The organism is Flavimobilis soli, from assembly GCF_002564025.1.
Lineage (GTDB): Bacteria > Actinomycetota > Actinomycetes > Actinomycetales > Cellulomonadaceae > Flavimobilis > Flavimobilis soli.
Window position 1 is genome coordinate 353257 of the sequence record NZ_PDJH01000001.1, and the last position, 14946, is coordinate 368202.

Genomic DNA, 14946 nt, shown 5'->3' on the forward strand with positions numbered 1-14946 from the left:
GCACGTCACAACAAGACCGGGCGGCCGCCCGCCGGGGCGTCCTCGCTGACCTCGGCGTACGCCGCAGCGAGCAGCGTCGGGTCCGGGCCCTCGAGGCGCGTCGGGTGGCCGAGCGAGTCGAGCACCACGAAGCGGAGCAGGTCGCCGCGCGTCTTCTTGTCGCGGCGCATGGCGCCGAGGAGAGCGTCCCAGCGGTCGCCGCGGTACGTGAGCGGCAGCCCGAGCGACGAGAGCACGCTGCGGTGCCGCGCGACGTCCTCGTCCGAGAGCTTGCCGGCGAGGCGCGCGAGCTCGGCCGCGAAGACCATGCCGACCGACACGGCCGCGCCGTGGCGCCACTGGTACCGCTCGACGTGCTCGATCGCGTGGCCGAACGTGTGGCCGTAGTTGAGGATCTCGCGCAGGCCGGACTCCTTGAGGTCCTCCCCCACGACGTCGGCCTTCCACTGCACAGCCCGCTGGATCAGCTCGACGAGGACCTCCTCGTCGACCGACGTCGCGCCCTGCGACAGGGCTGCCGCGTTCGCCTCGATCAGCTCGAGGACGCGGGCGTCCGCGACGAGACCGCACTTCACGATCTCCCCCAGCCCTGCGACGAAGTCCCAGCGCGGCAGCGTCTCGAGGGCGGCGATGTCGCACAGCACGCCAGCAGGCGGGTAGAACGCGCCCACGAGGTTCTTGCCCTCGGCCGTGTTGATGCCCGTCTTGCCGCCGACGGCGGCGTCCACCATCGCGAGGATCGTGGTCGGGACGTGGACCACCTGGATGCCGCGCAGCCACGTCGCGGCGACGAAACCGCCGAGGTCCGTCGTCGCGCCGCCGCCGACCGCGACGATCGCGTCCGAGCGCGTGAAGTCCGCCTGGCCGAGGACCTGCCAGCAGAACGCAGCGACCTGCGCGGTCTTCGACTCCTCGGCGTCCGGCACCTCGGCCTGAATCGCCTCGTAGCCCTGCTCGACCAGGTCCTCGCGGATGGCGTCGGCCGTCGTCGCGAGCGCCGACGGGTGCAGAACGAGCACCTTGCGCACGGACTTGCCCAGCATGTCGGGGAGCTCGCCGAGCAGGTGCCGACCGATCACGACGTCGTACGGGGCGTCGCCCTTCACCGTGACGCGGACGGGCGCTGCACTCATCGGGTACCTCCAGGCTGGGCCGCGTCGAGCGCGGCGAGGATCTGTGCCGCGACCGCGGCGGGCTCGAGGTCGTCGGTGAGCACGTGCAACGAACCGACCTTCTCGTACACGGGTCGACGCGCGGTCATGAGCGCCTGCCACTGCGCACGCGGGTTGGCCGCGAGCAGCGGGCGCGCCGTGTTGAAGCCCACGCGCGGCGCCGCGTGCGCGAGGGACACGTCGAGGAAGACGACCGTGCCGCCGTCGGCCACGTACTGCGCGAGCAGCGCCTGCGTGCCCTCGTCGAGGACAGCGCCACCTCCGAGCGCGAGGACGCCGTCGTGCTCCTCGAGCGCCGTCGCCACCGCGCGACGCTCGAGGGCGCGGAACGCGTCCTCGCCGTCCTCGACGAAGATGTCGGTGACGGACTTGCCTGCGAGCGTCTCGACGTCGGCGTCCGTGTCACGGACCTGCCAGCCCGTCGCGGCGCCGATCTCCGCGGCGACGGTGGTCTTCCCCGAACCAGGTGGACCGGACAGGATGACGCGAGGGCGGAAGGCTTCAGGCACGCCCCAAGGATAGCGACGGGCCTGCGCGGACGGACGCGTGACCACGGACTGGTCCGACAGAGACGAGGGGCGCGGGTCGTCTTCTATCGGCAGGTGCCGCTCAAGCATGAGGGAAAACACGCCGATGACATGCCGACACGTGCGTACCGTCACATCCACCAAGGGGAAACCATGCGTGCACCACGGATCGTCGCCGGGGCGACGACCGCGTTCCTCGTGCTCGGCCTGCTGGCGGGCGCGCCGAGCGCGTCCGCAGCACCGACCGCCACGATCGACACCCAGAACACCTCCACGCAGCGCACCGGCGACATCGTGCTTCAGTGGAAGCCGGTCGCCGGCGCCACGTCGTACAAGGTCGAGATCGCCGAGACGGAGGGGTTCGGCAGCTCCGTCGTCGACTCCGTCACGACGACGGCGCTCCGCTGGGTCCCGACGACCCCGCTCTGGGGGACGAACGGCGACCGCGAGCTGTTCTGGCGCGTCGTGCCGCAGGGGGTGAACGCTGATCCCACGGCCGCCACCGTGAAGAGCTTCGTGCGCGCGCAGGCGCCGACCACGACGCTCACCGCTCCCGCTGACCGAGCAACCGTGACCTACCCCGCTCCCGTGACCTTCACGTGGGCCGCGGTCCCCGGGGCCTCGTCCTACGAGCTCACCTACGCGACCGCAGGCTCGTCCTCCGCGACGACGGTCAAGGTCACCGACACGACCTACACCCCGCCGCTCCTCGTCGACGGGGACTACGAGTGGTGGGTCACGCCCCGCTTCCCGCTGCCGTCCTTCTCCTCGGACGTGGCAGGGACGGAGAGCGCCGCACGAGCGTTCACGGTCGTGTGGCCCGCCGCGAGCGGCCGACCGGTCCTCGAGGCGCCGGCAGACCAGTCGTTCCTCAACGACGCCGAGTTCCGGTGGTCCAAGGTCGACGGCGCGAGCGCCTACCGCTTCCAGCTCAGCCAGGACCCGAACTTCCCCTCGTCCACGATCACCGTCGACGTCGAGGTGACCGGCACGGTGTTCACGCCGGTCCACGTCCTTCCCAGCACGACGTACTACTGGCGGGTCGGGGCGAAGAACCCGCAGGGCACGCTCGTGTGGTCTGACGCCCGGCAGTTCTCCAAGCGCATGAGCAAGGACGCGGCGTCCGTCGTCGGCGACGGCATGACGGACCCGCTGACGGCGGAGCCGAAGTTCACCAACATCTCGACCGACCCCACCCGGCCCACCGACCTCGACTTCGACCGGTTCCGGCTCGAGTGGGAGGCCGTGCCGCGCGCGACCTACTACGAGGTCGAGGTCACCCGGCAGGTCACCGGGACCCTCGAGAAGCTCACCTGCAAGACCGCCACGAACTCGGCGACGATCGTCGCGACCGCCTCGACCGCGCAGCCGAACAAGCTCGCCTCGTCGTCCCCGTGCCTCTGGAACTCGAAGCGCACGCACATGATCGCCCCCGGCGACGACCTCTACCTCGCGAAGGTGCGCGCGATCAACATGTCCGCCGCCGACACGGGCGCCTTCCACTCGACCGTCAACCAGACGGTCTCCACGGTCATCGAGTCGCAGGCGCACTACTTCCGCGTGCCCGAGTCCGCCCGCACGACGCCGTCTGCTCTGACGGCGATCGTGACGCAGCCACAGACGCCCATGACCGAGGTGAGCCCGCTCCTCGAGTGGACCCCGGTCCCCGGCGCCGTCGGCTACATCGTGAAGTTCTACGCGGACGCAAACCTGTCCAACCCGATCGGCCAGGTCCGCACGACGACGGCGAACGTGCGCACGACGGGGGTCTTCGAGCTCAACCGCACGACGTCCTCGGAGGACGCCTACACGGTGATCGTGTACGCGGCCTCGGGTGACATCGACAAGCCCGACCAGTGGGCGGAGCTCGTGCCCACGTCCGGCACGACGTCGTTCAAGCGCACCGCCCCCACCCCGGCGGCGGGGACGGTCGTCGACCGGGCGGGTGCGCAGCTCCTCAAGCTCACACCCACCCCGGCCGACGCTCTGGGCGGGGCGAGCCGTGGCTACTACGTCGCGATCTACCAGCGCGGCTCGAGCCAGGTCTACAAGGAACTGCGCGTCGACCAGCCCATGGTCGTCGCTGCGGCCTCGTACTCCGGGCACACGGCAAGCTCCTTCAGCATGACCCCGCTCGCGACCGGCCAGTACGAGTTCGACTGGGCCGTGCTCGACCCGGTCGGCAAGGCTGCACAGCTCTCCCCCCGCACGCCGTTCACGGTCGGCGGGACGGGTGCCACGAACCTCAGGGCGGTTCCGAGCGCGAGCGGGACGAGTGCCACGCTGTCCTGGTCGAGCGCGGTGAGCGCTGAGAGCTACGTCGTCACGCTGCGCGCGACGACCGAGTCCCGCACAACCACGCTCACGTCGAAGGCACGTGCCGTGACCGCGACCAACCTGGTACCGGGCACCACCTACGAGTGGTCCGTCAAGGCGCGCGACCGCTACAACAACGACTCCCTCGCCTCCGAGACGGGACGGTTCACGGTCCCCCAGAGCACGGTGCCTGTCTCCAAGCCGACGATCACAGGTGCTGCCGCTGGCACGGCAACCATCTCGTGGAGCGCCGTACCCGGTGCGTCGCGCTACCTCGTCCGGGTCGCTGACAGCACGCGAGGCCTCGCGGGAGTTCGCCCGGTCGAGACGACGTCGCTCTCCTACACGCCGACCACGCCGCTCGTCTACGGCACGTCGTACTCGTTCGACGTCCGCGCGGTCCCGCCCGTGCTGAGCACGTCCAGCATGCGCCCCGTGCTCGCCACGACGGCCCGCGACGGCGTCCTCACGGTCGTCACCGCGCCCGGCACGCCGTCCGGGCTCCGCCTTACCGCCGCTCCCGCGTCGGTCACCGCGAGCTGGACCGATCTTGCGGGCGTCGCCCGCGGCAGCTCCGTCGCGCCGGGCTACGTCCTGCGGTACGGCGTGGCGCGGGCCGACGGTCTCGACCCCGCCTGGACGAGCGTCGTCGTCGGCTCCGCGACCACGAAGAAGCTCACCGGGCTCAAGCCGGGAACCACGTACGCCGTGCAGGTCGCGGCGGCGAACTCGCAGGGCCAGAGCGCGTGGAGCCGTTCCGCGACAGCGCGGACCGCTGACACCTCCCCGTCTGCTCCGCGCCTGGGCAAGGTGACGCGCGGGGACCGCAAGCTCAAGGTCACGTGGAGCGCTCCGGTCTCCGCAGGCTCCGCGGGTATCACGGGATACCAGGTCGAGACGCGGTCGTACTCGGGCGGCACATGGTCGGCCTGGCGCCCCACGCGGGTGGCGGCCACCGTCCGGTCCGCGACCGTCACGAACCTCGCCAACGGTCGCAAGACCGAGGTGCGGATCGTCGCGACGTCGCGCGTCGGCAACAGCCCCGCCTCCGCCTCGGCGGTCGTCACGCCCGCGGGCAAGCCGCTCGCCCCGACGACGATCAAGGCGCGGTCGACCAAGAAGAAGACCGTCAAGGTCACGTGGAAGGCGGCACCGGCCAACGGCTCCAAGGTCAAGTCCTACGTGCTCCAGTACTCGACCAACGGCAAGAGCTGGAAGACGCTGAAGTCGACGACCAAGAAGTCCTACACCTGGAAGAAGGCCAAGTCCAAGAAGACCTACTACTTCCGCGTGTACGCGAAGAACGCGCTCGGCACGGGGGCCAAGAGCAGCTCGGCCGTCGTCGTCGTCAAGTAGGCGCACGCGAGAGGGGCGGGACCGCGCTGCGGTCCCGCCCCTTCGTCGTCCGTGGACCGTGAGGCCCGACAGCTCAGCGCAACGTCTCGGGGATCGCGTCCAGGTACGCCTGCACGTTGCGGCGCGTCTCCGCGACCGAGTCCCCGCCGAACTTCTCCAGGACCGCCTCTGCCAGCACGAGCGCGACCATCGCCTCGGCGACGACCGCAGCCGGCGGGACGGCGCACACGTCCGAGCGCTGGTGCTGTGCCTTGGCCACCTCGCCCGTCGCCACGTCGACCGTCCGCAGCGCGCGGGGCACCGTCGAGATCGGCTTCATGGCACCGCGCACACGCAGGACCTCGCCGTTCGACATGCCGCCCTCGACTCCCCCGGCCCGGTTCGACAGACGCTCGAGGCGTCCGTCGTCACCCGGCACGATCTCGTCGTGCGCCTGCGACCCGCGCCGTGCGGCCGTGCGGAAGCCGTCACCGATCTCGACGCCCTTGAACGCCTGGATCCCCATGATCGCTGCGGCGAGGCGCGCGTCGAGGCGCCGGTCGGAGTGGACGTACGTGCCCAGCCCCGAGGGGATGCCGTAGCCGAGCACCTCGACGACTCCACCGAGGGTGTCGCCGTCCTTGTGGCACGCATCGATCTCGGCGACCATCGCCGCGCTGGTCTCCGCGTGGAAGCAGCGCACGGGGTCCGCGTCCAGCGCCGCGACGTCCTGAGGTGTGGGGGCCGGGGCACCGTCGGGCACCGCGACCGGACCGATCGACGTCACGTGCGAGACGAGCGTGATGCCCGCAGCCTGCTCGAGGAAGCGGGCCGCGACCACGCCGAGCGCGACGCGGGCCGCGGTCTCGCGCGCGGACGCGCGCTCGAGCACCGGTCGGGCGTCGTCGAAACCGTACTTGCGCATGCCGACGAGGTCTGCGTGGCCGGGACGCGGCCTGGTCAGAGGACGGTTGCGCGCGATCTCCCGCGCGTCCCCCGTACCCGCGTCCACCTGGAGCGCAGCGGGGTCGACAGGGTCGGCAGCCATCACGTCGACCCACTTGGGCCACTCGGTGTTGCCGATCTCGATCGCCAGCGGACCGCCCTGCGTGAGCCCGTGCCGCAGGCCCGCGAGGACACGGACCTCGTCCTGCTCGAACTTCATGCGAGCGCCACGGCCGTAACCGAGGCGGCGGCGTGCGAGGGCCTCCTGGATGTCTGCGGTCCGCACCTCCACACCCGCGGGCAGACCCTCGATCATCCCCACCAGTGCGGGGCCGTGCGACTCTCCGGACGTCAACCAACGAAGCATGGTCCGATCCTTCCACGTGGTGGGACGTGCGAGCGGTCCTGACCGCAGTGCGGACCGTCTCCGACGACGGAGGGCGCCGCCGCAGGATGACTGCGGCGACGCCCTCCGTGACCCACGTGCGGCTACTTCACGACCGTCAAGGGGTTCGCGCCGGACTTCGGCTTCGGGAGCTCTGTCGGCACCTCGGCGGCGGGCGCGTACTGCGCCGTGTCGAACTTGTCCTCGAGGACGTAGACCTGGCCCGAGAGCACGAGCGACAGGTCCCCGGCCTTGCGAGCGGGCAGGCCCGCGTTCTCCTCGGTGTCCTCCATCGCGTTACCCGTCAGGCCGAGCACGAGCATCAGACGCTCCTCCGTCGTCTGCAGGTCGTCCACGAAGGCCATGACGTCCTTGTACTCGCCCTGCAGCTCGATCGAGACGGGGACGGCGTACATGCCGGTCACCCCGACGCCCGGCGTCGCCGCGGGAGCCGGAGCAGCCTCGGCCGCTCCCGGCTCGTCCGTGCCCGGGTCGGTCGTCGTGGTGCCGGAGTCGCCGCCGAGCGTGACCTCGGTCGACGCCGAGAGGCTCAGCGACGCGATGACGACGTCGTGCTCGTCCGCGATGTCCGAGAGCTCACGCTGGAGCTGGGCCTGGTCGAGCGTCATCGGGATCTGCGCGCGCAGCTCCGCAAGCTGCGCCCGGTAGACGTCGATCTCCTCGAACTGCTTCTTCAGGACCGCGATCTTCTTGCGCTCGGTGTCGTTCTTGTTGTCCTGCTCGACGGCCTGCGCCTCGGTCTCCTGTGCCGTGTCGTAGACAGGCTTGGCGAGGAGGAACCAGGTGCCGAGGAGGATGACAGCGCTCAGGAGGATCGTCCCGACGATCCAGCTGCTCTGCTTGGCTGCGCCCATCAGTTGCTTCCTCCCTCAAGACCGAACGTACGTCCGGCGAGCGCCTCGGCCCCGACCTGGATCGTGGACGTGACTTCGTAGTACGGCTCAGCGTCGACCGCGTCGACACGCGACTCCTGCAGCGTCGGGTCCGAGAAGCCCGGGATCGACTCGAGGCCGTCGAGCCAGTCGGACGCCTTGGGCAGGGTCGGCGAGTGCGCGACGAACACGACCGTGCCCACGCCGGGCGTCGACAACGGGTCAGCACCCGCGACGAGCGGAGCGGTCGGCGAACCGTTCGTGACCTCGAACATGGTGATCGTGACGTCGTCGGGCAGGACGGCGGTGATCGCGTCGAGGTAGGACTTCCACGACACCTCGGTCGCCATGCCGAGCATGCGAGCGGTCTGCGTCTGGTTGATGGCCGCGAGCACAGCGGTGACCTCGCCGTACTGGGCCTTCTCGCGGGCGAGACGCGTCGCGGTGTCTTGCGCGTTCGCGAGGTGGTCGTCGGCGCGCGTGTTCTGGTCCTGCACGAACAGGTACATGCCGCCCGCGCTCAGCAGAGCGAGGACGACGACGCCCGCGAGCATGCGCTTGACGCGTGCGAAGCCGCGCCCGGCCCGGATCTCGGCGGGGAGCAGGTCGACCTGCGGCAGGAGGGGCGCGCCGAGCGCACCCTTGCCCGTCTTGACCTTGGCGGCGGACTTGGTCGGCTGAGCAGAGCTCGTCTTGCTCTTCTCGAAGAGGCTCATGCGGCCACCCCCATCGCGAGACCCAGCGGCAGCGCCATCGTCGACTCACGGCCGGTGAAGCGTTCGCGCCCACCGATCGCCTTCGACACCTCGAGCGCCTCGAGCGGGTCGCCGAGCTGGACGTTGAGACGGGTGGAGCTGGCGAGCAGCTGGCCGAGACCAGGAAGCTTGGCTCCTCCGCCGGTGAGCGCGATGACGTCGATGTGACGGTTGCGCTGGGAGTTGAAGTAGGAGAACGAGCCGCGGACGGACTCGAGCAGGTTGTGCGTGATGTGCAGGACCGACTCCGCGGTCTCACGGTACTCCGGCGGGACCGCGATACCCACGCCGATGTCGCGCTTGAGCAGCTCGGCGTCCTGGTTCGAGGCTCCGAGCGTCCGCGCGACGGCGTCGGTCACGTCCTGGCCGCCCGAGGGCAGCGCGCGGACGAAGCGTGGGACCCCCGCCTCGACCACGACGACGTTGGTGATGCGGGCGCCGATGTCGACGAGCGCGACCGTCTGGGAGCCGAGCCGGCCACGGGTCATGCCGCGCAGGAGGGCGAAGGCGTTGAGGTCGACCATCACGGGCCGCAGACCGGCCGCCTCCACGGCGAGCAGGTTGGCGGCGACCGTGTCCTTGGCGGCCGCGACGAGCAGCCCGTCCAGCGTGCGCCCGTTCTGCCCGTCGATCTCGTCGGTCGGGTAGAAGTCGAGGAGCGCATCGTCGGTCGCCATCGGCAGCATGTCCTGGACCTGGTACGGCAACGACTGCCGCAGCTGGGTCATCGGGAGCCAGGGCAGGGACAGCTCGCGGACGGCCACGCGCTGGTTGCCGACGCCGACGATGACGTCCTTGGAGCCGAACTTGGCCTTCGCCCACAGCTCTTTGAGAGCCGAGGCGACGATCTGCTGGTCGGCGACCTCGCCGTCGCGGATGACGTTGACCGGCAGCGGCAGCTCCTCGTACTTCACGAGGGTCGCTCCGGACCGACCGGACCCGAACTCGATCTCGGCGGCGCGTACCGCGCTCGTACCGATGTCGAGCCCGATCGCTCGCTTCTTAGCCACACGTCCTCCTCAGGGCGAGGGTATTGATGTCGTTGCAGGCGCCTGGACCCGGCCTGCGTGGCCGGCTCCGAGGGGTGCCTGTAGGTGAATCGGCAGAGCCGGCTCGAACCTTGAGCGGCTTCCGGTACGTCTGTGCCCGTGTGCGCGCTGCGGCGACCGTCGTCAGAGCATGAGCCCGAGGTAGGCGTCCCACAGCGGCGCGCCGACGAGCACCCCGAGCGCGGCACCGCCGATCATCCACGGACCGAAAGGGATGCCCGACTTGCGGCCGGCACGTCGTGTCGCGATGAGGACGGCCGAGAAGACTCCGCCCAGCAGGAACGCCCCGAAGGCACCGACGACGAACGGGCCCCACCCGAGCCAGCCGAGGGCCATCCCCAGCACGCCCGAGAGCTTGACGTCGCCGAAACCCATGCCGGACGGGTACACGACGAGAACGGCGAAGTAGAAGACGAAGAGGATCGCTCCGCAGAGGAGCGCCCGCCACATCGCCGACCAGTCCCCCGCGCCCCAGCTCGCGACCACGAGCAGGGCGCCGACGACCCCGTAGGAGGGCAGGACGATCGTGTCGGGGAGCCGGTGCACGTCGATGTCGATCAGCGTGAGGACGACCGAGATCGCGCCGACGTAGAGGTACGCGGGCAACGCCCAGCTGATCCCGAAGTGGAGCGTGACGGCCACGAACACCGCGGCCGTCGCGATCTCCACGAGCGGGTAGCGGCGCGAGATCGGCTCCCCGCAGTCTCGGCAACGCCCACGCAGGAGGAGCCACGAGACCACGGGGACGTTGTCCCGACGCCGGATCGGGGCGTGGCACGCCGGGCAGGCGCTCGGGGGGTGCAGCACCGACTCGTCACGAGGCACACGCCACGCGACGACGTTGAGGAACGAGCCGATCGCGAGCCCGAGGAGCGTCGCGATGGCCAGCGCGAGCCCGGCGACGTAGCCGTCGGACAGGTCGAGCGCGACGAGGCTCACCCGTCGATCTCCCGGTAGTCGCTGAGCGTGGCCGACTGCTCGAGCGGGGGCGCGTTCCACTTCTGCTCGGACTCGCCGTTGCACTCGGCGACCGTCATCTTGGACCACAGGGCGTTGTACTTGTCGCCGAGCGCGAGGCAGCGCCCGTAGCGGTCCTTGAAGGTCCAGCTGTCCTTCCACGAGCCAGCATCTGCCGTACGTGACCAGTTGAGGTCGGCGCCACCCGCGCTGCAGAGCACGAGAGTGACGTAGGCCGGGTTGGCGGACGGCGAAGGCGTCTTCATGCAGTACGTGTTCGACGCAGTGCGGTTCTTGTTGTAGTAGACACGGACCTGCTGGGCGGCTGTAGAACCGCGCAGGTCGGCAGGCTCGTTGTAGAACCACTCGTGGTTCCAGTAGAGCAGACCGCGTCCCGAGGGGTCCTGCTTGCACGGGTACACGATCATGAAAGAGCTGCCGGTGTTCTCGTCGGTGACGTCGGTGCAGCGACCGAACTCGAGGTAGTTGACGATCTGGTTGGTGGCCTTCGAGGCCGCGCCGGCGCCGACGCGAGAGTCGGGGTCGAAGGACGACCAGGCTGTGTTGGATCCGCACGAGCCGACCCGGAGGCGGACACCGTCTGCGGGCGCGGTCGAGTTCGATCCGGTGCCGAGGCAGAAGTTGGAGTTGCCCGTCTTGCTCGCGTTCTGCACCTTCCAGACGGCGCCACCCTCCCAGGAGAAGAGCTGGCGGGTGTCCCCGTTGCAGGGTGCGAGCTTCGCGTCTTCGGCCCCTGACGCGGGGCGTCCCTGGATGCACATCGGCACGTAGCCGGGGGTGTCCGTGACGGAGAGGTGGATCGAGTAGTCGTCGCGCCAGGACCACATGCGCAGGGGGTCATCCGTGCGGCACACCTCGGCAGGGACGTACTTGATGGTCGAGCCGGAGGTCGTGCCGCTGGCCTCGAGGCAGAACCCGAGCCCGAACGAGTAGATCGCTCCGCCCTCGACGTTGTCGTTGGTGAGCTGGAACGTGTAGATCGTCTCCAGGGTGCGATCGCCCGCCGTCGTCGCCAGCCCGGGAATGCCGTCACCGAGGCCCTCGGAGGAGATGACCGCGTACATCGGGGCTGCCGCCAGCCCGTTCCCGGGTGTGCACGTCTTGGCGTTGGCCGCGCGCCACGCGGGGGTCTGGTTCGAGGGGTCGGCGTCGTAATACTGGATCGTCGCGCGGTAGGTGTATCCGGTGCTGCCGTCGACCGGCCCGGAGAGCGTGCACGGGAGCTTGCGCGGGTCGCCGAGCTCGGTGCCGGAGATCGGGTCGATCATCCGCGCGGAGCGCAGGACGGTCAGGCTCGCGTCGACCCCTGCTTCCGCGGCGGCGATCGTGCGGCTGTTCTTCGCGGCGAAGAGGGTGGGCTTGATCTGCGCGGTGATGACGCCGAGCAGGAGGACGCTGACCGCGGCGCAGACCATGATGATCAGGATCGCGGTGGGCATCGCGTAGCCGTCGTCCCGGCGCTCGCGCGTTCTGAACCAGGTCATCGTCAGTCTCGTCCCATCCCCGTGCAGGTCATGATGTCGCTGCGGCCATCGTCGTCGAGGTCGGCGTTCGTCGTCGACGAGCTCGACGTGTTGCGCGCGACGAACTCCGTCTCGAGCCCCGAGCCCGTCTGGCTAGCGTTCGGCGCGACCTCGAGGACGACCTTCAGCCGCTGGTTGGCGTAGACGTTGTCCGCAGGTGAGAACCGGAACGGCAGCTGCGCCGGCACGTTCAGGTCGTTGCGCACACCGTCGCTGAACGTGTACCAGCCCGTAGCCCCGCTCCCCGAGGGCCCGGTTGCCTCGCGGCGCTGGAGCTTCCGGTCTGCCGTGACGCGCCACTGGATGCAGCGCTGCGGCTTGCCGCCCTCGACGACCTGGATGAGGTACTCGACGTAGTACGCCCCTGAGGGACCCTTGCCTGGCCGGTTGATCGACGAGGCGTAGCGAACCTCTTTGTCCATGCGCTGGAACACCGTGCGCACGACCGAACCGGTGTCGCTCACCGACACCGCGCGGGCGGTGTTCTTCGTCATGGTGACGACCCCGGCCATGAACACGGCGATCACGGCCGTGAACACCCCGAGGGCCACGAGGAGCTCGGTCAGCGTGACTCCGCTGTCCCCACGCAGCAGCCCACGCTCGTCGTTGTGGCGGTCCATCAGCTGCCCCTCACGTTGTTCAGGGTCACGGTAGCCGGTGCGCTCGTCCACGTCTGGCCCCCACCGGTGTAGGTGACGGTGTACGTGAACGTGCAGCTGCCGCGCCAGTTGCTCTGGATCGACGTCGTCCGGAAGGCGAACGTGCCGTTCGTCGCGTTCGAGAGCGTGACACCGACCGTCGGGTTGCCGCTGCCCGAGGTGCGGGTGCACGTCGGGGCCGAGGCGACCGCGTAGGTCACACGGGAGTTTGCCGCGTTCGGGATGTTGCCCGTCAGCGGGGAGACGTTCGCCGTCGTGGCGCCCTTGACGGTGGTGGTGTACGTGTAGTTCTTCGCCACGGGCACCACGAGGATCGTGCCCGTCTGCGTCTCGGAGCGGTCCCCTGCGGCTGTCTCGAGCTGGAACGTGAACGTGTAGACGCCGACGGTGTTGCCAGCGGGCTTGAACCGGATGGTCGTCGTCCCCGAGCCCGTGAGGGTCGTGGCGCCGGTCCCGGTCGCGTCGACACGGGTCGGGCCCGAGAGGATGACGACCTTGTTGCTCGCGGAGCCGCCCGCGGCGTTCTGGACGTCGAGCGTGACGTTGGAGGTCGTCGACCCCTGGCCGTCGACGATGAACTCCGCGTCGTTGGCAGCGACCGCGGTGCCGATGCGTACGGTCACCGTGCCCGTGCGGCCCGGCACCTGTGCGGGGTTGTCGCTCCACAGATCCATGGTGCCGTCGTCGAGCTCGACCGTCGTCACGACGCGGTACTTGAAGGTCGTGTTGCCCACCGGCGCGGAGGGGTCGGCGGCAAACTGGATCGTGCCGTCCGGGTTCACGGTCGCGTGGCCGCGGGGCGACTGCTCGATGATCTCCGGGCGCAGGTCCGTTCCCAGGTCGTTCGCGAGCACGTCGATCGACGCGCTCGATCCGGCGCCGACCCTGGCGCCTGTGTCGTCGACAGCAGCCGGGTAGACGAGCACCGTCACCGTGGCCTCGTTCGAGTTGCGGCCCTGGGCGTCGCGGAGCTTGTACCGGAACGTGACGATGCCCGAGTAGTTCGCGGGCGGCGTGTAGGTGATCGCGCCCATGTTGGTGCCGGACGTGATCACGGTCGCCGTGCCCTTCGAGGGCGGCGAGGTGATGGTCGTCGGGTTGGAGCGCGTCGAGACGATGACGTCGTTCTTGAGGATCTCGACGGGCAGCGAGGGACCACCAGCAACCGAGTCGATCGAGTCGTCGTTCGCGACGGGCGCGGTCGAGACGTTCCAGACCGCGTCGCTCGTCGGGTCGATGAGCGAGGTCATCGTGTAGAAGCAACCGTCGCCACCGCACTTCGCCATGCCGGGGTCCCACGCCACGGCGACGATCGCGCGGTAGACGAGCGTGTACGCGGCGCCCGGGTTGACGCGCACGCAGGTGGTGTCGCTCGCCGAGGCGCTCTTCGCGCGGTAGCAGCTCCCGATGAGCGTGGTCACGTCGTACTTCATGTCCGAGACCCGGACCTCGTGCGAGATCGGGAGCGTGACCGTCCCACCACCCGTGGCGATCGGGTCCCAGAGCTGGTTCGTCTCGGCGACGAGGTCCGGGTCGAGTGCGGCGACCGTCGAGAACGCGGCGTTGACCGCTGCTTTCGTGCGGCCGATCACGAGGGGTGTCGTGCCGCCCGGCGAGGAAGCGCGCGGGTAGACCGACCGCACCTTCTCCATGGCCTGCGTCGCGACGGACGCGGAGTTCTGCGTGCGCTGGAGGTGCGAGGCGGTGCTCGAGCCGCGCATGAAGAAGACGAGCACTGCTGCAGCGACCATGCCGACGATGAAGAGCGCGACGATCACCTCGATGAGGGAGAAGCCCTCGTCGCTCTTCGAGATCTGGTTGCGCCGCATCGGTTTCTCTCCGTCGTCGTTCGGGTCGAGACGCCGCACTGGGGACCAAACCGAAAGGCTTGATCCCCAGTGCGGTTGCTGCTCAGCGCGGAGGCTGGGCAGCGGGTTGGATCACTGCAGGCCGCCGGCCGCGCTGTTGTACGTGAAGGTCGTGCCCGTGCCCTTCGTGGTGTTCTGACCGGTGATGACGAAGTCCTCAGCGGTCGGGGCGACGGTGATGACCGTGTCCTCGTCGGAGAGGGTGACGGTGTTGCCGGTACCGGTCACACCGTTGAGCGTGACGGTGTCACCGTTGACCGTGACGGCGCCGACGTACGTCTGGTTGTCGACGTAGAACGTCTCCATCTCGTTGGCGATCGTGCGGATGTCCGACTTGATGCCCGCGTCGATGGCCTTCTTGCGCTGGTTCAGGAAGACCGGGATCGCGATCGCCGAGAGGATACCGATGATGATGATGACGACGAGGAGCTCGATGAGGGTGAAACCCTTGTCCTTCTCCTGCATGGACTTCTGCACGCGAGCGATCATGCCCGGCCTCTTTTCGTGTTCAGGTGAAAGTGAGTTGCGCCACCGTCGGAAC

General features: G+C 69.5%; 12 protein-coding genes. 1 reads left to right on the forward strand and 11 read right to left on the reverse strand.

The features are described from left to right. Positions 1-5: 5 nt before the first annotated feature. Positions 6-1133 carry a 3-dehydroquinate synthase gene (gene aroB, locus ATL41_RS01645; RefSeq protein WP_098456911.1) on the reverse strand — a complete coding sequence of 376 codons (1128 nt, stop codon included), beginning with the start codon at positions 1131-1133 and terminating at the stop codon, positions 6-8. Beyond that, a complete protein-coding gene (locus ATL41_RS01650; protein WP_245854548.1) occupies positions 1130-1681 on the reverse strand; it encodes a shikimate kinase in 552 nt (183 codons plus the stop codon). The genes aroB and ATL41_RS01650 overlap by 4 nt, the downstream gene beginning before the upstream one ends. A gap of 171 nt (positions 1682-1852) precedes the next feature. On the opposite strand from ATL41_RS01650, the gene ATL41_RS01655 reads away from it, so the two are divergent. Further along, positions 1853-5371, forward strand: coding sequence for a fibronectin type III domain-containing protein (locus ATL41_RS01655; RefSeq protein WP_098456913.1), 3519 nt, complete (start codon positions 1853-1855; stop codon positions 5369-5371). A gap of 73 nt (positions 5372-5444) precedes the next feature. Here ATL41_RS01655 and aroC read toward each other — a convergent pair whose 3' ends face one another. From aroC to ATL41_RS13660, 9 genes are all read right to left on the reverse strand, one after another. Next, positions 5445-6662, reverse strand: a complete 1218-nt coding sequence (gene aroC / locus ATL41_RS01660) for a chorismate synthase (protein ID WP_098456914.1) — start codon at positions 6660-6662, stop codon at positions 5445-5447. Positions 6663-6784: 122 nt separating this feature from the next. After that, entirely contained in the window at positions 6785-7555 is a 771-nt protein-coding gene (locus ATL41_RS01665) for a hypothetical protein (protein WP_098456915.1), read from the reverse strand. Continuing rightward, complete coding sequence (locus ATL41_RS01670; RefSeq protein ID WP_098456916.1) at positions 7555-8289, reverse strand: PilN domain-containing protein; 735 nt, start codon at positions 8287-8289, stop codon at positions 7555-7557. Before ATL41_RS01670 ends, ATL41_RS01665 begins: the two co-directional genes overlap by 1 nt. Next, on the reverse strand, positions 8286-9338 hold the full coding sequence (pilM, locus tag ATL41_RS01675; protein WP_098456917.1) for a type IV pilus assembly protein PilM: 1053 nt from the start codon (positions 9336-9338) through the stop codon (positions 8286-8288). Before pilM ends, ATL41_RS01670 begins: the two co-directional genes overlap by 4 nt. Positions 9339-9500: 162 nt before the next feature. After that, on the reverse strand, positions 9501-10316 hold the full coding sequence (locus ATL41_RS01680; RefSeq protein ID WP_245854550.1) for a prepilin peptidase: 816 nt from the start codon (positions 10314-10316) through the stop codon (positions 9501-9503). After that, positions 10313-11839, reverse strand: a complete 1527-nt coding sequence (locus ATL41_RS01685; RefSeq protein WP_098456918.1) for an RICIN domain-containing protein — start codon at positions 11837-11839, stop codon at positions 10313-10315. The genes ATL41_RS01680 and ATL41_RS01685 overlap by 4 nt, the downstream gene beginning before the upstream one ends. A 2-nt stretch (positions 11840-11841) precedes the next feature. After that, the gene (locus tag ATL41_RS01690; RefSeq protein WP_098456919.1) at positions 11842-12498 is read right to left on the reverse strand and encodes a PulJ/GspJ family protein; all 657 of its coding nucleotides are present in this window, start codon (positions 12496-12498) and stop codon (positions 11842-11844) included. Continuing rightward, entirely contained in the window at positions 12498-14366 is a 1869-nt protein-coding gene (locus tag ATL41_RS01695; protein ID WP_098456920.1) for an Ig-like domain-containing protein, read from the reverse strand. The genes ATL41_RS01690 and ATL41_RS01695 overlap by 1 nt, the downstream gene beginning before the upstream one ends. Before the next feature lie 111 nt (positions 14367-14477). Then, positions 14478-14894, reverse strand: coding sequence for a prepilin-type N-terminal cleavage/methylation domain-containing protein (locus ATL41_RS13660; protein WP_098456921.1), 417 nt, complete (start codon positions 14892-14894; stop codon positions 14478-14480). Between the last annotated feature and the right edge of the window lie 52 nt (positions 14895-14946).